The organism is Neisseria sp. GT4A_CT1 (assembly GCF_000227275.1).
Classification (GTDB): Bacteria; Pseudomonadota; Gammaproteobacteria; order Burkholderiales; family Neisseriaceae; genus Neisseria.
Map to the genome: position 1 here is coordinate 25978 of NZ_JH164972.1, position 18868 is coordinate 44845.

General features: G+C 49.8%; 20 protein-coding genes and 1 pseudogene. 8 read left to right on the top strand and 13 right to left on the bottom strand.

The genetic code is table 11. The features are described from left to right. Positions 1-400, top strand: a pseudogene (locus tag HMPREF1028_RS14175) (IS630 family transposase); the annotation flags it as partial. 621 nt (positions 401-1021) lie between these two features. Here HMPREF1028_RS14175 and HMPREF1028_RS12425 read toward each other — a convergent pair. From HMPREF1028_RS12425 to rsmI, 10 genes are all read right to left on the bottom strand, one after another. Beyond that, positions 1022-1447, bottom strand: coding sequence for a F0F1 ATP synthase subunit epsilon (locus HMPREF1028_RS12425; RefSeq protein WP_009313131.1), 426 nt, complete (start codon positions 1445-1447; stop codon positions 1022-1024). A 10-nt stretch (positions 1448-1457) separates the two neighbouring features. Beyond that, a complete protein-coding gene (gene atpD, locus HMPREF1028_RS12430; protein WP_003760432.1) occupies positions 1458-2855 on the bottom strand; it encodes a F0F1 ATP synthase subunit beta in 1398 nt (465 codons plus the stop codon). Positions 2856-2893: 38 nt separating this feature from the next. Beyond that, positions 2894-3769 carry a F0F1 ATP synthase subunit gamma gene (atpG, locus tag HMPREF1028_RS12435; protein WP_003760435.1) on the bottom strand — a complete coding sequence of 292 codons (876 nt, stop codon included), beginning with the start codon at positions 3767-3769 and terminating at the stop codon, positions 2894-2896. Between the two features lie 24 nt (positions 3770-3793). Next, positions 3794-5341: a F0F1 ATP synthase subunit alpha gene (gene atpA, locus HMPREF1028_RS12440; protein WP_003760437.1), complete on the bottom strand. Its 1548-nt coding sequence runs from the start codon at positions 5339-5341 to the stop codon at positions 3794-3796. A 10-nt stretch (positions 5342-5351) separates the two neighbouring features. Next, positions 5352-5885, bottom strand: a complete 534-nt coding sequence (locus tag HMPREF1028_RS12445; RefSeq protein WP_003760439.1) for a F0F1 ATP synthase subunit delta — start codon at positions 5883-5885, stop codon at positions 5352-5354. A gap of 4 nt (positions 5886-5889) precedes the next feature. Next, entirely contained in the window at positions 5890-6360 is a 471-nt protein-coding gene (locus tag HMPREF1028_RS12450; RefSeq protein ID WP_003760441.1) for a F0F1 ATP synthase subunit B, read from the bottom strand. Positions 6361-6431: 71 nt separating this feature from the next. Further along, complete coding sequence (atpE, locus tag HMPREF1028_RS12455; RefSeq protein ID WP_003760443.1) at positions 6432-6665, bottom strand: F0F1 ATP synthase subunit C; 234 nt, start codon at positions 6663-6665, stop codon at positions 6432-6434. Positions 6666-6716: 51 nt separating this feature from the next. Then, complete coding sequence (gene atpB, locus HMPREF1028_RS12460) at positions 6717-7583, bottom strand: F0F1 ATP synthase subunit A (protein ID WP_003768887.1); 867 nt, start codon at positions 7581-7583, stop codon at positions 6717-6719. Then, entirely contained in the window at positions 7573-7926 is a 354-nt protein-coding gene (locus HMPREF1028_RS12465; RefSeq protein ID WP_036529803.1) for an ATP synthase subunit I, read from the bottom strand. Before HMPREF1028_RS12465 ends, atpB begins: the two co-directional genes overlap by 11 nt. Before the next feature lie 409 nt (positions 7927-8335). Continuing rightward, positions 8336-9223 (bottom strand): 16S rRNA (cytidine(1402)-2'-O)-methyltransferase, encoded by an 888-nt coding sequence (gene rsmI, locus HMPREF1028_RS12470; protein WP_009313133.1) that lies wholly within the window; start codon positions 9221-9223, stop codon positions 8336-8338. A 55-nt stretch (positions 9224-9278) separates the two neighbouring features. Between rsmI and HMPREF1028_RS12475 the strand changes: the two genes are divergently transcribed. The 7 genes from HMPREF1028_RS12475 to HMPREF1028_RS12505 all read left to right on the top strand — a co-directional run bounded on the left by HMPREF1028_RS12475 (position 9279) and on the right by HMPREF1028_RS12505 (position 16386). Beyond that, the gene (locus HMPREF1028_RS12475; protein ID WP_009313134.1) at positions 9279-9626 is read left to right on the top strand and encodes a YraN family protein; all 348 of its coding nucleotides are present in this window, start codon (positions 9279-9281) and stop codon (positions 9624-9626) included. Positions 9627-9630: 4 nt separating this feature from the next. Beyond that, positions 9631-10224 (top strand): phosphoheptose isomerase, encoded by a 594-nt coding sequence (locus HMPREF1028_RS12480; RefSeq protein WP_009313135.1) that lies wholly within the window; start codon positions 9631-9633, stop codon positions 10222-10224. Positions 10225-10296: 72 nt separating this feature from the next. Further along, on the top strand, positions 10297-10908 hold the full coding sequence (locus HMPREF1028_RS12485) for a BON domain-containing protein (RefSeq protein ID WP_003760455.1): 612 nt from the start codon (positions 10297-10299) through the stop codon (positions 10906-10908). A gap of 100 nt (positions 10909-11008) precedes the next feature. Next, complete coding sequence (locus HMPREF1028_RS12490) at positions 11009-11614, top strand: hypothetical protein (RefSeq protein WP_009313136.1); 606 nt, start codon at positions 11009-11011, stop codon at positions 11612-11614. Positions 11615-11794: 180 nt separating this feature from the next. Next, positions 11795-12574, top strand: coding sequence for a type I methionyl aminopeptidase (gene map, locus HMPREF1028_RS12495; protein ID WP_003768885.1), 780 nt, complete (start codon positions 11795-11797; stop codon positions 12572-12574). A gap of 545 nt (positions 12575-13119) precedes the next feature. Further along, positions 13120-13413, top strand: a complete 294-nt coding sequence (locus HMPREF1028_RS12500; RefSeq protein WP_003744960.1) for a transcriptional regulator — start codon at positions 13120-13122, stop codon at positions 13411-13413. A gap of 135 nt (positions 13414-13548) precedes the next feature. Beyond that, positions 13549-16386 (top strand): valine--tRNA ligase, encoded by a 2838-nt coding sequence (locus tag HMPREF1028_RS12505; RefSeq protein WP_009313137.1) that lies wholly within the window; start codon positions 13549-13551, stop codon positions 16384-16386. A 52-nt stretch (positions 16387-16438) separates the two neighbouring features. Here HMPREF1028_RS12505 and HMPREF1028_RS12510 read toward each other — a convergent pair whose 3' ends face one another. The 3 genes from HMPREF1028_RS12510 to HMPREF1028_RS12520 form a co-directional block, all read right to left on the bottom strand. After that, positions 16439-17107, bottom strand: coding sequence for a YcxB family protein (locus HMPREF1028_RS12510; RefSeq protein WP_009313138.1), 669 nt, complete (start codon positions 17105-17107; stop codon positions 16439-16441). 171 nt (positions 17108-17278) lie between these two features. Next, positions 17279-18034 carry a HesA/MoeB/ThiF family protein gene (locus HMPREF1028_RS12515; RefSeq protein WP_009313139.1) on the bottom strand — a complete coding sequence of 252 codons (756 nt, stop codon included), beginning with the start codon at positions 18032-18034 and terminating at the stop codon, positions 17279-17281. 307 nt (positions 18035-18341) lie between these two features. After that, positions 18342-18818: a cyclic pyranopterin monophosphate synthase MoaC gene (locus tag HMPREF1028_RS12520; protein ID WP_003760475.1), complete on the bottom strand. Its 477-nt coding sequence runs from the start codon at positions 18816-18818 to the stop codon at positions 18342-18344. Positions 18819-18868 lie beyond the last annotated feature (50 nt).

Consider the following 18868-nt stretch of genomic DNA (forward strand, 5'->3'; position numbering starts at 1 on the left):
CAGCCGAAAGGGCAAATAGTGAAAGCGCAGATAAGTGGAAAAAGATACCAACGCTTATCTCTGGTGTCCGCACAAGTCGGCAACCGGCTGATTGCTCCGATGGTTTATCAAAATACGATGACCGGAGTCTTTTTTTGAAGCGTGGTTTCAGCAATGCCTACTGCCCGCATTGACTCAAAAATCGGTGATTATTTTAGATAATGCGCGATTTCACCGTATGGGTGTCTTACGGGAAATGGCGGAAAAATTAGGACATAAGGTATTGCCTCTTGCACCTTATTCACCTGAGCTCAACCCGATTGAGAAGGTGTGGGCGAATATTAAGCGGTATCTGCGAACCGTATTGTCTGATTACGCCCGATTTGACGATGCGTTAATGTCCTATTTTGATTTTAATTGACTATATTAAACCTTGAACCTAGCTTTCAGACGACCATTCCTCACACTTTTCTCTCGATAGCCTTTCATCCTTCCAAACAACACAAGACCGTAAGACAAAATTTTCAGATGACCTCCAAACATAATCATTGTCATTCGGACTGGAAAATATCCAACCCTCCCTTCCCTTGCAAACGGTATCAAAACTATCCTACAAACCGCATGATGCCAAGCAGCCGGCAAACGAAAGGTCCTCTGAAAACCTGAAACAAGATTTTTCAGACGACCTTTTGATTTGGACTTGTTATAGTGGATTAAATTTAAATCAGGACAAGGCGACGAAGCCGCAGACAGTACAGATAGTACGGAACCCATTCACTTGGTGCTTCAGCACCTTAGAGAATCGTTCTCTTTGAGCTAAGGCGAGGCAACGCCATACTGGTTCAAAGTTAATCCACTATAATCCACTATATAGTGGATTAAAATAAAAATGAGACAAGGCGGCAACGCCCGCCGTGTACGGGTAGTACATAAGGGCGTTGGCAACGCCGTATCATTGCAATTTTAATCCACTATATTTTCCAGTCAATCCAAAAAATAAAAAGCACGGTAATCAACCGTGCTTTTTGTAAAGCAAATCTGCTTATTTGTTTTTGTGCGAACGAAGATAATCCAAGGTTTTGAGCTGGGCAATCGCTGCGGCCAAGGCTTTGTGTGCTTCAGCCAGCGATTTATCGTCTTTGGCTTGAGAAATGCCGGTTTCCGCCGCTTTCTTGGCAGCTTCCGCGCGCTCCCGATCCATCTCGGAACTGCGTACGGCAACATCCGCCAACACAGTAAGTTGGTTGGGCTGCACTTCCAGCACTCCGCCGGAAACGGCAACAAGCACTTCTTCGGTTTCGCCCGGCACGGTCAAACGCAATGCACCGGGACGTACCAAACTCATAATCGGCTCGTGTCGCGGATAAATACCGAGCTCACCTTGAACAGTCGGAACCACTACAAAACTGGCTTCGCCTGAATAGATGTTCTGCTCGCTACTTACCACTTCAACTCGCATAATGCTCATGCCGACCTCCTTAGTTTAAGGTTTTCGCTTTCTCGACCGCTTCTTCGATACCGCCTACCATGTAGAAAGCTTGTTCAGGCAGATGGTCGTATTCACCGTTCAAGATAGCTTTAAAGCCGGCAATGGTGTCACGCAGCGATACATATTTGCCGGGAGAGCCAGTAAATACTTCGGCAACGTGGAACGGTTGCGACAGGAAGCGTTGAATCTTACGCGCACGCATCACGGTCAGTTTATCTTCGTCTGACAATTCGTCCATACCCAGAATAGCAATAATATCGCGCAATTCTTTGTATTTTTGCAGGGTAGATTGTACGCCGCGGGCTACGTCATAGTGTTCTTGACCCAATACCATCGGATCCAGTTGGCGCGAAGTGGAATCGAGCGGGTCAACTGCGGGGTAAATACCCAAGGAGGCAATATCACGGCTCAATACGACAGTAGCGTCCAAGTGGGCAAATGTCGTTGCAGGAGACGGGTCAGTCAAGTCATCGGCAGGTACATATACGGCTTGAATAGAAGTAATGGAGCCTGTTTGGGTAGAGGTAATACGCTCTTGCAAACGACCCATTTCTTCAGCCAATGTCGGTTGGTAACCTACTGCTGAAGGCATACGGCCCAACAATGCGGATACTTCGGTACCGGCCAGGGTGTAACGGTAGATATTGTCCACGAAGAACAATACGTCACGGCCTTTGCCGCTTTCGTCTTTTTCATCACGGAAGTATTCGGCCATCGTCAAACCGGTCAAGGCTACACGCAGACGGTTGCCCGGAGGTTCGTTCATCTGACCGTAAACCATCGCTACTTTGTCCAATACGTTGGAATCTTTCATCTCGTGGTAGAAGTCATTACCTTCACGGGTACGCTCACCCACACCTGCGAACACGGACAAACCGCTATGCGCTTTGGCGATGTTGTTAATCAATTCCATCATGTTGACGGTTTTGCCTACACCGGCACCACCGAACAGACCTACTTTACCGCCTTTGGCAAACGGACACAGCAAGTCAATCACTTTAATACCAGTTTCCAACAGCTCAGTAGTCGCAGACAGTTCGTCAAATTTCGGAGCTGTCTGATGGATGGCACGGTGTTTGTCGGTATCAATCGGACCTGCTTCATCAACAGGCGTCCCCAATACATCGACAATACGTCCCAAAGTGCCTTTACCTACCGGCACTGTAATCGGCGCACCTGTATTGCTTACAGTCATGCCGCGTTTCAAACCATCCGAACTACCCATTGCAATAGTACGGACTACGCCGTCACCCAGAAGCTGTTGTACTTCCAAAGTCAGGCCGTTTGCATCCAATTTCAGGGCGTCGTAAACACGCGGAATGGCATCACGCGGAAACTCCACGTCAACTACCGCACCAATAATTTGTACGATTTTGCCTTGGCTCATTATCGTATCCTAATTTCCTGTTCAGGTTTCAGACGACATTAAACTGCCGCCGCACCTGCTACAATTTCTGACAATTCCGTGGTAATCGCAGCTTGACGCGATTTGTTATATACCAAACGCAACTCTTTAATGGCATTGCCTGCATTGTCGGTGGCTGCTTTCATTGCCACCATACGCGCAGCTTGCTCAGATGCCATATTGTCACTCAATGCTTGGTAAACCACAGACTCTAAATAGCGGCGAACCAGATATTCCAACACAGCGACAGGACTTGGCTCATAACGGTATTCCCAACTGAATGAAGAATAACTCTCCTCGTCTTCTATCACATTTTCGCCGATAGGCAGCAGAACCTCCAATCGTGGTTCTTGACGCATGGTATTCACAAAACACGAATATACTAAATGTATTTTATCCAACTCATGCTTCTCGTAACGTTGGAAGATTTCAGTCAATGGACCAAGCAGCAATTCCATTTTTGGGGTATCACCCAAATTAATCGCACTGGCAATAACGTTCAAACCGATGTTTTGACAAGCTGCCAAACCTTTACTACCTAAACAGACGACATCAACTTCAATGCCTTGTTCTTGGTATTCTTGGACTTGCGCTAAGAATTTCTTCAAAACATTCGCGTTCAAACCACCGCAAAGACCTTTATCAGAGGTGATTAAAATGAAACCTACCCGACGTGTTTCACGATGAGGTGCCAATAATTTAATACCGTGATCTTCATGGGTTCGCGCCAAATGACTCATAACTGTCCGTACTTTTTCGGCATACGGACGCGCCAAGCGCATCCGTTCCTGAGTCTTCCGCATTTTAGAGGTTGACACCATCTGCATCGCTTTAGTGATCTTTTGAGTATTTTGAACACTACGGATTTTGGTGAGAATCTCTTTTCCGACTGCCATTTCAGACTCCTTTCATTTCAGCTCTCAAGCTTGGTAAGCATAAGAAGATTTGAAAGAATTCATGGCTTCAGTCAATGCTTTTTCGCTTTCATCGGACATCGCACCTGATGCATTGATTGCTTCTAAAACACCAGGATGCTGAGTGCGTACAAAGCTCAAAAATTCTGCTTCGAAAGCCAGTGCCTTGGATACCGGTACATCTTCGTAAGAACCATTATTAATGGCCCACAAGGTCAAAGCCATTTCGGCTGTATCCAACGTGCTGAATTGTTTTTGCTTCATCAATTCAGTAACCACTTCACCGTGTTGCAGCTGTTTGCGTGTAGCTTCATCCAAATCGGAAGCAAATTGCGAGAAGGCTGCCAACTCACGATATTGGGCAAGTGCCAAACGGATACCGCCACCCAGTTTTTTAATTACTTTGGTTTGCGCAGCACCACCTACGCGCGATACCGAAATACCGGCATTAATCGCAGGACGGATACCGGCGTTAAACAAGTCGGTTTCCAAGAAAATCTGACCGTCGGTAATCGAAATCACGTTTGTCGGTACGAATGCAGAGACGTCGCCGGCTTGCGTTTCAATAATCGGCAATGCAGTCAGAGAGCCTGTTTTGCCCTTCACTTCGCCATTGGTCAGTTTTTCAACTTCGTGTTCATTTACACGGGCAGCACGCTCCAACAAACGGGAGTGCAGATAGAAAACGTCGCCAGGATATGCTTCACGACCGGGAGGACGGCGCAGCAACAGGGAAATTTGACGGTAAGCAACAGCTTGTTTGGACAAGTCATCATATACAATCAATGCGTCTTCACCGCGATCGCGGAAAAACTCGCCCATCGTACAACCTGCATAAGGTGCGATATATTGCAGAGCAGCAGCTTCAGAAGCGGTCGCCGCAACCACAATAGTGTGTTCCATTGCGCCATGCTCTTCCAATTTGCGTACTACGTTGGCAATAGAAGATGCTTTTTGACCGATTGCAACATAAATACAGATAACGCCCGTACCTTTTTGGTTGACAATAGCATCCAATGCTACGGCTGTTTTACCTGTTTGACGGTCACCAATGATCAGCTCACGTTGACCGCGACCAATCGGAACCATTGAGTCAATGGCCTTCAGACCGGTTTGCATAGGCTGGTCAACTGATTTACGGGCAATTACACCCGGTGCAATTTTTTCGATTGGCGCTGTGGAAGATGTGTTGATCGGGCCTTTGCCATCAATCGGGCGACCCAATGCATCTACAACGCGACCAACCAATTCACGGCCGACAGGTACTTCCAAAATACGGCCGGTACAAGTAACTGTGTCGCCTTCTTTAATATGTTCGTATTCACCCAACACTACGGCGCCGACGGAGTCACGCTCCAAGTTCATCGCCAAACCGAAAGTGTTACCCGGGAATTCGAGCATCTCACCTTGCATTGCGTCTGACAAGCCATGAATACGAACAATACCGTCTGTTACAGAAATAACCGTACCACGGGTACGTACTTCTGTATTTCCAGACAGATTTTCAATTTTAGCTTTAATCAAATCGCTAATTTCAGCAGGATTAAGCTGCATGAAAACTCTCCTAATTTGTCATAGTCGCATACAGGGCATTCAATTTACCCCGCACCGACAAATCCAAGACCTGGTCACCCACTTCAACTTTGACACCGCCAATTAATTCAGGCGCGACTTCAGTTGTAATCTGCAACTTACTGTCAAAGCGTTTTTTCAATATTTCAGCCAACTCAGCCAATTGATCTTCAGTCAATGGATAAGCACTGTAAATTACAGCGGACTTAGTATGATTGAATGACAAGGTTAAAGCTTGATATTGAGCATAGACTTCAGGCAATACAGGCAAACGTTTTTGCTCTGCCAGAACAGTAATGAAATTCTTCAATTCATCACTTTTTAATTCAACGAGTTCGGCAAGTACATTTACCTTTTCAGAAGTATTGATTTCAGGTTGCTCAAGAAAAGAAATTACTTTCTGATTTTGAACAACCGCGGCTAATTCTTCCAGTCCGCCCAACCAAGACTCAATTTGGTTTTTTTCCTGCGCCAGATTAAACAATGCTTTCGCATAAGGCCTGGCAATCGTTGCGAACTCAGCCATAAGATTACAGCTCCTGTTTTAAAGCGCTGAGCAGCTGCGCATGTTTTGAAGTATCTACTTCACTGCGCAAAATAGACTCTGCACCTTTAACCGCCAACGCAGCAACTTGTTCACGCAAAACTTCGCGTGCACGATTCATTTCTTGCTGGGCATCAGCTTTAGCTTGTGCTGTAATCCGCACTGCCTCGACAGTAGCTTGCTCTTTCGCTTCTTCTACGATTTTGGCGGCACGTTTTTCGGCGTTTGCTACCATTTCGGAAACTTGGTTACGCCCTTCAGCCAAGAGTTCTGCAACTTTCTTCTCTGCCTGTTCAAAATCGCTCTTACCGCGCTCGGCAGCAGCCAAGCCTTCGGCAATTTTTGCGGCACGCTCATCCAATGCTTTTGCGATTGGCGGCCACACGAATTTCATGGTAAACCAAACCAAACCGAAAAAGACGATGATTTGAGCGAATAAGGTTGCATTAATATTCACGTTAGTTAACCTTCGTACTAGTGTTAATCAAACAGACCGAAGTCTGTACCTAGACGGATCACGCCGTTTGATTATGCACCAAATGGTTTAACGAAGGCGAACAACAGTGCAATAGCTACACCAATCAGGAATGCAGCATCAATCAGACCAGCAATCAGGAACAATTTAGTTTGCAGCGGACCAATCAATTCAGGTTGACGAGCAGAAGACTCCAGATATTTGGAACCGACCATTGCGATACCGATAGAGGCACCCAATGCACCCAATGCTACGATCAAACCACATGCAATTGCTACCAAACCCATTTTTTACTCCTTGAGAAAACAAAGAAAGTTAATGAAAAACTACCTAATAAATTAATGTGCATCATGAGCTTGTCCGATATAGACAAACGCCAAGGCCATAAAGATAAATGCCTGCAGGGTAATCACCAAGATATGGAAAATCGCCCATGCCAATCCGGCAAGGATGTGGAAACCAAACAGAATCGGATCCAACACTTCAACGCTTCCAGATGTCGCCCAAGCGCCACCCAGCAAAGCAATCAGAAGGAACACCAGCTCGCCGGCATACATGTTACCGAACAACCGCATACCGTGAGAAACTGTTTTAGAGAGGAATTCGACCAGATTCAAAAGGAAGTTGGCGGGAGCAAGTTTGGCACCGAATGGAGCGCTGAACAACTCATGAATCCAACCACGGATACCTTTGATTTTTATATTGTAATAAATACAAATCACCAAGACACCGATAGCCAACGCTAATGTGGTATTCAAATCTGCGGTCGGTACAATACGCAACAATGCATGATGGTTACCGGTAATGTTTTGCCACAGCCACGGGAACAAATCGACCGGCAGCATATCCATGGCATTCATCAGGAAAATCCATACAAACAGCGTCAAGCCTAACGGAGCAATGGCTTTTCGAGATTGCTCATTGTGAATAATGCTTTTACACATATCATCCACAAACTCAAACAAAATCTCGACGGCAGCCTGAAAACGTCCGGGCACACCCGCCGTCGCCTTCCTGGCCCCACGCAAAAGTAGGAAACTTCCGATTACACCCAACAATACAGAGAAAAATATTGCATCAATATTAATAAAAGAAAAATCAGCAATATTATCCAAGCCTTGTCCTTTAGCGACATCGGAAAGGCTGGTCAAACTTTGCAAGTGGTGCGTGATGTAATCAGTAGCAGTAATTTTGTCACCTGCCATAATGCTTCACTCTCAACAATACTAAAAAAACCAAATGGCTGACACCGAGCAATCCGAACAAGAACGGAAAGAATATCAAAGACTGATGCCAAACTGCGAATACGGCAAGCATCATTACCAGCGACAGCACTACTTTTAAAACTTCCCCAATAATGAACGCTTTACCATGATACAAAGGGTTACACTTGGAAAGTTTTAAAAGTAAAACCGCGAAAGCGGAGGGAATAATATAGGAAAACCCGCCTGCGACAGCAGACCAAAATCCTGCCAAACCTGAAAATGCGGCGCTAATCAGCGCAACCGCTGTCAAAACCAGAATTTGTAAGATGAGAATCTGCTTCATAAAAACGGGAAATCCCGACAGTAATGCGAGGCTAAATATAATCAAGAAGCCTATGAACGTCAAGCAATATGTTAATCTTTGTGAGTTCATATCCAACTTTGCCTTAACGTAAGGCAAAGAGTTCGCATTATATCACGCATTACATACAATTACAGACATTAGATTGCAGAATTTTCAATATTTTCATCTTGATTCTAAAAGCAGGTCATCTGAACGTTTCAGACGACCTTCGACATCAGGCTTTATAAGGGTTTCTGTTTTATTTCGTTTAAAATAAAACGATAAAAATCAGGCAAGTCTTTGGCGGATTTTCTTTTCGCAGAATATTCTGTGATTCAGGACATAACCCACATTAATACCATCATCATTCAACAACTGCCCATCCCTCTTTTTTCAGACGACCCCACCTTCAAACGTCGTCTGAAACCCGTTTCCACTCCAACGCCAAATCATACAAGGCTTTTTTGCCTTCGCCGGTAATTTTGGCGGCAAGTTCGGCTGCCTGTTTGGTGGGCAGTTCGGCAGCGAGGATTTTCATAACATTTTGGGCGGTATCGGGCAAGGTATCGTGTTTTTCACGGGGCGCAGGATGGAGGATGAGCACCATTTCGCCGCGCGCCTGATTGCCGTCGTTTTTCAGGGTCGTCTGAATTTCAGTAACCGTGCCGCTAAGGAAGGTTTCGAAGGTTTTGGTGATTTCTCGGGCCAGGGTCAGGCTGCGTTCAGGGAAGAGAGCCGCCATGTCGGCAAGGGTGGCTCCGATGCGGTGCGGGGTTTCAAACATCACGACGGGGAAATCAGCCTGCTCCCATTTGGCAAGCAGCTTCTGCCGTTCGCCGGATTTCGGCGGCAAAAAACCGTTGAAGTAGAAATTGGGTTCGGTAACGCCTGCGACGCTCAATGCACCCATGACCGCGCTCGCGCCAACAACGGGGACGACTTTGAACCCAGCCTCGCGCACGCGGCGGGCGAGTTTTGCACCGGGATCGCAGACGGCAGGCGTCCCTGCGTCGGAAACTTGTGCGACAGTGAGGTCGTCTGAAAGATGGTTGATGATTTTGTCCGCCATTTGCTGTTCGTTATGCTCGCGCACGCTGACGAGTTTGCCCTGTATGCCGTATGCGCTCAGAAGCTGTGCGGTAACGCGCGTATCTTCGGCACAGATGATGTCGGCTTTTTGCAGGACGGCGAGTGCGCGCAGGGTGATGTCCGCCAAATTGCCGATGGGCGTGGCGACAACGTATAATGTCCGTTTTTCAATACTGTCGGCGGCTTTTTGAAGGTGTTTTTGAAACATGGCTTTATCAGGTCGTCTGAAAACAATATAACGATATTATACGGGGTAAACCTCCATGCGTCTGAACCACAAACAAGGGGTGGCGGGCGAAGATGCCGCGCTGGCGTTTCTTCTTTCGCAAGGCTGCAAACTCATCGCGCGCAACTGGCACTGCGCTTACGGCGAAATCGATTTGATTGTCAAAAACGGTAACATGATTCTGTTTGTTGAAGTAAAATACCGCAAAAATCAGGGTTTCGGCGGTGCCGCATACAGTATTTCGCCGTCTAAGTTATTGAAACTGCAACGGTCTGCGGAGTATTATCTGCAACAAAACGGCATGACGGATAGCGCGTGCCGCATCGATGCGGTGCTGATAGAAGGAAACCGCCCGCCCGAATGGATAAAGAATATTACAGGTTGACGATATGACGACATTACAAGAGCGCGTTGCCGCCCATTTCGCCGAAAGCATCCATGCCAAGCAGAAAGCCGAAAAAGTATTGGTCGAACCGACTGCTCAAGCAGCGGAATTGATGCTGCAATGCCTGATGAACGACGGCAAAATTTTAGCCTGCGGCAACGGCGGTTCGGCTGCCGACGCGCAGCACTTCGCCGCCGAAATGACCGGACGCTTTGAAAAAGAGCGCATGGAACTTGCCGCCGTCGCGCTGACGACGGACACTTCCGCGCTGACCGCCATCGGCAACGACTACGGCTTCGACCATGTGTTCAGCAAACAAGTGCGCGCGCTCGGACGTGCCGGCGACGTTTTGGTCGGCATCTCCACCTCCGGCAACTCCGCCAACGTTATCGAGGCCATCAAAGCGGCACACGAACGCGATATGCACGTCATCGCCATGACCGGCCGCGACGGCGGCAAAATCGCCGCTATGCTCAAAGACACCGACGTACTGCTCAACGTCCCCTACCCGCGCACCGCCCGCATTCAGGAAAACCATATCCTGCTGATACACGCCATGTGCGACTGCATCGACTCCATGTTGCTTGAAGGAATGTAAGCCTTTTTTCAGACGACCTCTTTTAAAGGTCGTCTGAAACATATCCGCCGAACCCATCATCAAGGAAAAAATATGAACATCAAACGTCATACCGCACCCGTTCTGACCGCCCTCCTCCTCAGCCTGACACTCAGCGGCTGTGTCGGCGTACTCCTCGGCGGAGCGGCAGTCGGCACCAAATCCGCCGTCGACCGCCGCACCACAGGCGCGCAAACCGACGACAACGTAATGGCGGTACGCGTCGAAACCACCGCCCGCTCCTACCTGCGCCAAAACAACCAAGCGCAGGGTTACACCCCCAAACTCAACGTCGTTGGCTACAACCGCCACCTGCTGCTGCTCGGACAAGTCGCCACTGAAGGCGAAAAACAATTCGTCGAACAAATCGCCCGTGCCGAACAAGCCGCCGAAGGCGTGTACAACTACATCACCGTTGCCCCCCAAGGACGCACCTTCGGCGACGTAACCAACGACACATGGGGCACATCCAAAGTCCGCACCGCCCTTTTGGGCCTCAAGCCCACCACGCAGGCGCGCGTCAAAATCGTGACCTACGGCAACGTGACCTATGTGATGGGTATCCTGACGCCTGAAGAACAAGAAAAAGTTACCCAACGCGTCAGCACCACCGTGGGCGTACAAAAAGTCGTTACCCTGTATCAAAACTACACCCAACAGCCATAGGATTGCCCCTTGACTGACAGGTCGTCTGAAACCTGATTTTGTTTCAGACGACCTATTACGATACAATCCGCCCGATTGATTTCATTTTTACCGATTTATCATGTCCAAAACCCCTAAATCCTCATTCCAACTCAAACCCAAACATTTAATCGGAGCCTTTTTCGGCGTCTGCATCATTGCCGTTGCCGCCTTGGTAATCGGCGTCATCAGCACCATCAAAAGCCACGATTCCCAAGAACGCGAAGCCATTAAAAACAAACCCGTTCCCAAAGACACCCCTGTCGAAGTCTGGCGCCCCATCGGCGCTCCCGAAGAGGACAGAACCAAGCCTGCCGCCAAAGCCGAACTTGACGACGACGAAAAAACCGATTCCAGAAATCCCGTCATCCCGCCCAAAAACAAATCAAACGGCAAAAACAGCAACACCGCCCCGACTGAGGACGAAGCCTCAGAAGACAAACCCGCCAATAACAAAGCAAACGCCAAACCTGCTGTAACCGAAACGCCCGATACCGAAGAAAAAACGCCGCGCAGCACACCCGCCGCAGCAGGCAACAGACGTACGCCGTCGGAACAGCCGGCCGAATCCAAACCCGCGGCAAAACCTGAACAGCGTCAACCCGAAGCAGCCAAGCCGGCACCTAAGCCGACGCCGAAACCTAAGGCTCCTTCCAAATCCAAAGAAGTCATCGACAATCTATTCTAGTGCGGACTGGCATTCGGCTTTAATTTGAACTTCAGGCATCAGCCCCAAATCAAAAAGTAAAGCCGAAACGTCCGCACACCTCGTTGCAGTGTTCCAAAAGCAAGCTGCCGACTCATCCCCTTCCCTTTCAGACGACCTTTGTGCCGCAACAAGGTCGTCTGAAACCATCAAGGAAACAACATGAACGAAATCATCATTAAAACCCCCGAAGAAATCGAGAAAATGCGCGAACTGGGCAAACTCGTTGCCGAAGCCCTCGACTACATCGGACAATTCGTCAAACCCGGCGTAACCACCAACGAAATCGACAAACTCGTTTACGACTACCACGTCAACGTCCAAGGCGGCTATCCCGCCCCCCTGCACTACGGCAACCCGCCCTACCCCAAATCCTGCTGCACCTCCGTCAACCACGTCATCTGCCACGGCATTCCCGACGACAAACCGCTCAAAGAAGGCGACATCATCAACATCGACCTGACCATCAAAAAAGACGGCTTCCACGGCGACTCCAGCCGTATGTTTACCGTCGGAAAAGTCTCCCCCATCGCCCAACGCCTGATCGACATCACCCACGAATCCATGATGGCGGGCATCGCCGCCGTCAAACCCGGCGCAACCTTGGGCGACATCGGCTACGCCTGCCAACAAGTTGCCGAAAACGCAGGCTACTCCGTCGTACAGGAATTTTGCGGCCACGGCATCGGACGCGGTTTCCACGAAGCCCCGCAAGTCCTGCACTACGGCAGGAAAGGACAAGGCGTCGTCCTGAAGCCCGGCATGATTTTCACCATCGAGCCGATGATCAACCAAGGCAAACGCCACCTGCGCATCCTAAACGACGGCTGGACGGTCGTGACCAAAGACCGCTCCCTCTCCGCCCAATGGGAACATGAAGTTTTAGTGACAGAAACCGGCTACGAAATCCTGACCATCAGCCCTGCCACCGGCAAACCCTAATCTGTCAAACCATCCCGCTTTCAAAGCAAAAAGGTCGTCTGAAATATAAACAAGGTTGTTGGCGAAACCCACAAACCTCGTTTTCAGACGACCTTTTAAATTGCCTCTATCAAAACCATTCCTGACCACCCAATCCAGATCTAAACATCGGGCTGAGATATAGACAAATTTGCCCATCTCCACTGTACTTTCTCCATAATTTCATGCAAAACAATTATGTATAATAAATAATGTCAAACGCAACATTCCCGAAACGACTGTTTATTTGTGTAAAATATTACCGATACCCAATTACTATCCTATTGTTTTAAATGTTTTTTCTTCTATAAAATATTTAACTTGGAAATATTTAGCCAATTTATGAAGAATTCTACAAAACTTCTTTCGAATATACTGTCTAACAATTCAGTATAGATAGTTTTCTATGTCGCAATTAATGATTTCCCCTGTAAGGAACTTTGCTGCCGAAAACTAATTTGCACTTTCCCAATGTGAAGAAGCAGAATTGCTTATCAACAAACAATACAGAAGAAAAAGGAATTTTCATGAAGTCGTTTGAGAAAATTGACAACATCCGCGATATCCGCAAAAAACTCGGTTTGAACCAAATGGACTTTTGGAGCCGTATCGGCGTAACTCAGTCCGGTGGTTCACGTTACGAATCCGGTCGTAATATGCCCAAACCTGTACGCGAGCTGCTGCGCTTGGTACACATCGAACGCGTTGACTTGGCAAAAGTAAACCGCGACGACTTGGCAATTGCCTCCCTGCTGAAAAACCGCGACCCTGAGTTGTACGCTTCCTTGAAAAAAGAAGCCAAATCCGACAAAGGCAAATAAGCCCGTTTCAATTTGTTTCAAAAAGGTCGTCTGAAACGATATTCCGTTTCAGACGACCTTTTTGCGCTATAATCCGCAATTATTTTTTAAACAGACGTTTGCCCGCAAACCCTTTTACAGACAGCATTTTTTACCATGTTAGACAAATACAATCCCGCCGAAATCGAATCCAAACACTATCAAAACTGGGAAACCCAAGGTTATTTCCAGCCCGATATGGATTTGACCAAACCGTCTTTTTCCATCCAACTGCCGCCGCCCAACGTAACCGGCACGCTGCACATGGGCCATGCCTTCAACCAAACCATCATGGACGGCCTGACCCGCTACTACCGCATGAAAGGCTGCAACACTGCCTGGATTCCGGGCACCGACCACGCGGGCATCGCCACGCAAATCGTGGTCGAGCGTCAGCTTGCCGCTCAAAACGTGTCGCGTCATGACTTGGGGCGCGAAAAATTCTTGGAAAAAGTGTGGGAATGGAAAGAAGTGTCCGGCGGCACGATTACGCAGCAGATGCGCCGCGTGGGTTGTTCTGCCGACTGGACGCGCGAGTATTTCACGATGGACGACGTGCGCGCCGAAACCGTTACCGAAGTGTTCGTGCGCCTGTATGAGCAAGGCTTGATTTACCGCGGCAAACGCTTGGTGAACTGGGATCCCGTGCTCGGCACGGCGGTATCGGATTTGGAAGTGGAAAGCGTGGAAGAACAAGGCTCTATGTGGCACATCCGCTATCCGTTGGCGGACAATCCCGCCGAAGCCGTTATCGTGGCGACCACCCGCCCCGAAACGTTGCTGGGCGACGTGGCCGTTGCCGTCAATCCTGAAGACGAACGTTACACCCATTTGATTGGCAAAGAATTAATCCTGCCGCTAACCGGCCGCACCATTCCCGTGATTGCCGACGAATACGTTGAAAAAGACTTCGGTACCGGCTGCGTGAAAATCACGCCTGCACACGACTTCAACGACTACGAAGTCGGCAAACGCCACGACACGCGCCTGATTAATGTGTTCGATTTAGAAGCCAAAGTGCTGGCTAACGCCGAAGTGTTCAACTTCAAAGGCGAAGCGCAACAAGGCTTTGCCCTGCCTGAAAAATACGCAGGCTTAGACCGTTTTGCCGCGCGCAAACAAATGGTTGCCGATTTGCAGGAACAAGGCTTGTTGGTCGAAATCAAAGCGCACACGCTGATGACGCCGAAAGGCGACCGTACCGGCTCAGTGATTGAGCCGATGCTGACCAGCCAATGGTTTGTCGCCATGTCCGCCACGCCAAACGGCGGCGAGCCTGACAGCGAATTCAAAGGCTTGAGCCTAGCCGACAAAGCCAAAAAAGCCGTCGACAGCGGCGCGGTACGCTTCATCCCCGAAAACTGGGTCAACACCTACAACCAATGGATGAACAACATCCAAGACTGGTGCATCTCACGCCAACTGTGGTGGGGGCATCAGATTCCCGCGTGGTACGACGAAGCAGGCAATGTTTACGTCGCCCGCAATCAGGCGGAAGCCGAAAAACAAGCCGGCAAAACCGGTTTGACCCGCGAAGAAGACGTATTGGACACATGGTTCTCCTCCGCGCTCGTACCGTTCTCCACGCTAGGCTGGCCGTCTGAAACCGACGAACTCAAAGCCTTCCTGCCGTCCAACGTCTTGGTCACCGGCTACGAAATCATCTTCTTCTGGGTGGCGCGCATGATTATGATGACCACCCACTTCACCGGCAAAGTACCGTTTAAAGACGTGTACATCCACGGCATCGTGCGCGACCACGAAGGCAAAAAAATGTCCAAATCCGAAGGCAACGTCATCGACCCCGTCGATTTGATTGACGGCATCGACTTGGACAAATTACTGGTGAAACGCACAACCGGCCTGCGCAAACCCGAAACCGCGCCGAAAGTGGAAGAAGCCACGAAAAAACTCTTCCCAGAAGGCATCCCCAGCATGGGCGCGGACGCATTGCGCTTCACCATGGCGAGTTACGCCAGCTTGGGCCGCAGCGTGAACTTCGACTTCAAACGCGCCGAAGGTTACCGCAACTTCTGCAACAAAATCTGGAACGCCACCAACTTCGTCTTGATGAACACCGAAAATCAAGACTGCGGCTACGGCGCAACCGCCACCGAACCGCGCGGCTACTCCTTCCCCGATATGTGGATCATAGGTCGTCTGAATCAGACCATCGAGCAAGTAACGCAAGCCTACGAAACCTACCGCTTTGATTTGGTAGCGGAAACCCTGTACAGCTTCGTGTGGAACGACTATTGCGACTGGTATCTGGAACTCGCCAAAGTGCAGCTCCAAACCGGCTGCGCCAGCCGCCAGCGCGCCACACGCCATACCTTATTGCGCGTACTCGAAGCCGCCCTGCGCCTGCTGCACCCGATTATCCCGTTCATCACCGAAGAACTATGGCAAACCGTCGCCCCCATGTGCGACGCCAAAACCGCCGACAGTATCATGCTCGCCCGCTTCCCCGAAGCCGACCGCGAACAAATCGTTCAGACGACCTTCGAGCAAATGACCGTGTTGCAGGATTTGATTGGCGCCGTCCGCAACCTGCGCGGCGAAATGGGCATCCAGCCCAACGTAAAAGCCCCGCTGTTTGTCGAAAGCGCGGACGACTTGGCGGACTACCTCAAATACCTGCCGATGATGACCCGCCTGACCGAAGCACAGCAAGTCGCCGCCCTGCCCGAAAGCGAAGACGCGCCCGTCGCCGTCTGCAACGGCGCGCGCCTGATGCTGAAAGTCGAAATCGACAAAGCCGCCGAAACCGCCCGTTTGAGCAAAGAGGCCGAGAAGCTGCAAAAAGCCTTGGACAAACTCAATGCCAAACTCTCCAAACCCGGCTACACCGAAAAAGCCCCCGCGCATCTGGTTGAAAAAGACAAAGCCGATTTGGCGGAGTTGGAAGATAAGATGGCGAAAGTTCAAAATCAGTTGGCGAAGTTGAAAGACTAAATCAGCCCTGTATTTGAAGAACAAAAGCTACCTGAAAACCGAAAATAGGTTTTCAGGTAGCCTTTATTTCGTCCGGATTTGTCGCCTCTGCCGCAGCCTTCAACTCCATCGCTCGGGTATAAAACGCGTGGGCATCCATTCCCGCCTCTGCAAAAGCGGCAATCGGAATAAAATAGGCGATGTTACGGTCGATATAAAACAGCAGGAATGCTTGGTCTTCGATGATACGTTCCACGCCTGCCCAATGATGAAAATGCCTGTTGCGCCCTGCTTCCTCCTGTGTCAAGCCTTCGGCTGAAAGGCTAAGGGAGAAACGCCGCCCTTTCAGAGGATGGGCAGCTCTGCGGGCAAAGCTGCGATATGTCCAACGCTGATCAAAATACATCACCATGGAGGTGGCGTAGATGAGACCCGCCATTATCCATAGGGAGCTGCTGTCGTCTCTGGCTTTATACAGACAGTACTCCAAACTGTCAGTTTGCGAATCGGCAAACAGATAGCAGTTTTGAACATAGGTGTTGTTGATGCCGTTAAACAACCAACAAGCAAAGACGAATAGAATGCCCCACATCAGCAGGAACGCAGCCGAACCAAACCAATATTTGCGCCGCCAATCAGGCTCTATATAACGCAAAAGCCGCTTTCCCGCATAGCGTCTGTCTTGATCAGTAGGAGAGAAGGATATTTGCAGGTGGTCAGTTTGCCGGGGTTCTGTGTACATAGCGCATCCCAAGATTGCTCGTGATTCAGGCAATCACATTTTATGTGAAATAAGCCGTGTGGTGCAGTTTTATCGATGCAAAACCGACCTTTCCTACGACTTAAATCTTCTTGAAAAGGTCGTCTGAAACACCGTTTCCGCATCTTTTATTACTTTTAGTGAACCTTCCTACTACGCCTTGTACGGTTTGCCGCATACGCCGCAATCCGGATTTTTGTGGACGCGGAATGTCTGCCATTTGGCGGTGAGGGTGTTGTAGGTCGTCAGTTTGCCGTGTGTCGGTTCGCCTGCGCCGGTGAGAATTTTGAGGGCTTCGGCGGCTTGGGTGGCGCCGATGATGCCGACCAACGGAGAAAATACGCCGAACAGGGCGCAGGCGCCGTCGTCGGCGGTGTCGCCGTCAAACAGGCAGGCGTAGCAAGGACTGTCGGGCAAATCAGGGCGGTACACGGCGATTTGCCCTTCAAAACGCACGGCGGCGCCGGAAACCAGCGGGGTACGGGTGGCAACGGCGGCGCGGTTGATGGCTTGGCGGGTGGGATAGTTGTCGGTGCAGTCGAGGACGATGTCGGCGGCGCGCATGAGTTCGGTCAGGCGGACTTCGTCCAGCTTTTCGGTCAGGGCGGTAATGTCGCACGCGCTGTTGACGGCTTTCAGACGACCTGCCATCACTTGCGCTTTGGCTTGTCCGATGTCGGCTTCGGTGAAGGCGGTTTGGCGTTGGAGGTTGGTATCGTCTATGGTGTCGTGGTCGGCGATGATGAGTTTGCCGACGCCCGAAGCGGCAAGATACGGGAGGGCTGCCGCACCCAGCCCGCCGCAGCCGACGACGAGGACGCGGGCGGCAAGGATTTTTTCCTGCCCTTCGATACCGATTTCGTCGAGAAGGATGTGGCGGCTGTAACGGAGCAGTTGGTGGTCGTTCATGATGGGTCGTCTGAATGTTATATCGCGGATGGAATCGGCAAAACGGGCAACGCCGTCCCGATGTTTGCCCCCTGTTGTATAGTGGATTAACTTTAAACCAGTACGGCGTTGCCTCGCCTTAGCTCAAAGAGAACGATTCTCTAAGGTGCTGAAGCACCAAGTGAATCGGTTCCGTACTATCTGTACTGTCTGCGGCTTCGTCGCCTTGTCCTGATTTAAATTTAATCCACTATATTCATCCGTATGCCTCATACCAAAGGTCGTCTGAAACCTCAAACCGGTTTTCAGACGACCTTTTTTTGTTCAATCAGAATTCGATGTTTTCGTAGGCATCGTCGAATACGAACGGGCCGCGTTCGCCGCCGCTTTCGGATTCGAGGTGGATGCGGGTCATCATCATGGACTGGTCGACTTCTTTCATCATGTCGTAAATGGATATGAGGGCGATGTTGACGCCGGTGACGGCTTCGGTCGTGATGCTTTTGCCGACTTCAGAGGAAACGGTTACGGTGGCTTTGACGTAGGCGAGTTCGACATCGACATCGAAATCGACGCGGACGTGTTGCAGGGGGAGGGGCTGGTAAAGCGGGACAAGCAGTCCGACCTGCTTGATGCCTTGGACGGCGGCGATACGGGCGACGTTGAGGATGCCTGCGTTTTGGGTGGCGTTTTCCGCCAAAACTTTGATGGCGGAGGTACTCATGTTGATAGAGCCGCTTGCCACGGCGGTGCGGACGGTGGGTTGGCGTTTGTCGTTTTCGCGTACGGAATTGAAGTTGAACATACTGTGCCTGCGTGAAAATAGGATTTTATGTCGTAGTATTTTACGGGATT

Coding starts and splice junctions, on each gene's coding strand:
- HMPREF1028_RS12475 (WP_009313134.1), top strand. CDS start 9,279: ATGCGTCTGAACCACAAACAAGGGGTGGCGGGCGAAGATGCCGCGCTG.
- HMPREF1028_RS12490 (WP_009313136.1), top strand. CDS start 11,009: ATGTCCAAAACCCCTAAATCCTCATTCCAACTCAAACCCAAACATTTA.
- HMPREF1028_RS12510 (WP_009313138.1), bottom strand. CDS start 17,107: ATGTACACAGAACCCCGGCAAACTGACCACCTGCAAATATCCTTCTCT.
- atpA (WP_003760437.1), bottom strand. CDS start 5,341: ATGCAGCTTAATCCTGCTGAAATTAGCGATTTGATTAAAGCTAAAATT.
- HMPREF1028_RS12425 (WP_009313131.1), bottom strand. CDS start 1,447: ATGAGCATTATGCGAGTTGAAGTGGTAAGTAGCGAGCAGAACATCTAT.
- HMPREF1028_RS12465 (WP_036529803.1), bottom strand. CDS start 7,926: ATGAAGCAGATTCTCATCTTACAAATTCTGGTTTTGACAGCGGTTGCG.
- HMPREF1028_RS12515 (WP_009313139.1), bottom strand. CDS start 18,034: ATGAACGACCACCAACTGCTCCGTTACAGCCGCCACATCCTTCTCGAC.
- rsmI (WP_009313133.1), bottom strand. CDS start 9,223: ATGTTTCAAAAACACCTTCAAAAAGCCGCCGACAGTATTGAAAAACGG.
- HMPREF1028_RS12445 (WP_003760439.1), bottom strand. CDS start 5,885: ATGGCTGAGTTCGCAACGATTGCCAGGCCTTATGCGAAAGCATTGTTT.
- atpE (WP_003760443.1), bottom strand. CDS start 6,665: ATGGGTTTGGTAGCAATTGCATGTGGTTTGATCGTAGCATTGGGTGCA.
- map (WP_003768885.1), top strand. CDS start 11,795: ATGAACGAAATCATCATTAAAACCCCCGAAGAAATCGAGAAAATGCGC.
- HMPREF1028_RS12505 (WP_009313137.1), top strand. CDS start 13,549: ATGTTAGACAAATACAATCCCGCCGAAATCGAATCCAAACACTATCAA.
- atpG (WP_003760435.1), bottom strand. CDS start 3,769: ATGGCAGTCGGAAAAGAGATTCTCACCAAAATCCGTAGTGTTCAAAAT.
- HMPREF1028_RS12500 (WP_003744960.1), top strand. CDS start 13,120: ATGAAGTCGTTTGAGAAAATTGACAACATCCGCGATATCCGCAAAAAA.
- HMPREF1028_RS12520 (WP_003760475.1), bottom strand. CDS start 18,818: ATGTTCAACTTCAATTCCGTACGCGAAAACGACAAACGCCAACCCACC.
- HMPREF1028_RS12485 (WP_003760455.1), top strand. CDS start 10,297: ATGAACATCAAACGTCATACCGCACCCGTTCTGACCGCCCTCCTCCTC.
- atpD (WP_003760432.1), bottom strand. CDS start 2,855: ATGAGCCAAGGCAAAATCGTACAAATTATTGGTGCGGTAGTTGACGTG.
- HMPREF1028_RS12480 (WP_009313135.1), top strand. CDS start 9,631: ATGACGACATTACAAGAGCGCGTTGCCGCCCATTTCGCCGAAAGCATC.
- atpB (WP_003768887.1), bottom strand. CDS start 7,583: ATGGCAGGTGACAAAATTACTGCTACTGATTACATCACGCACCACTTG.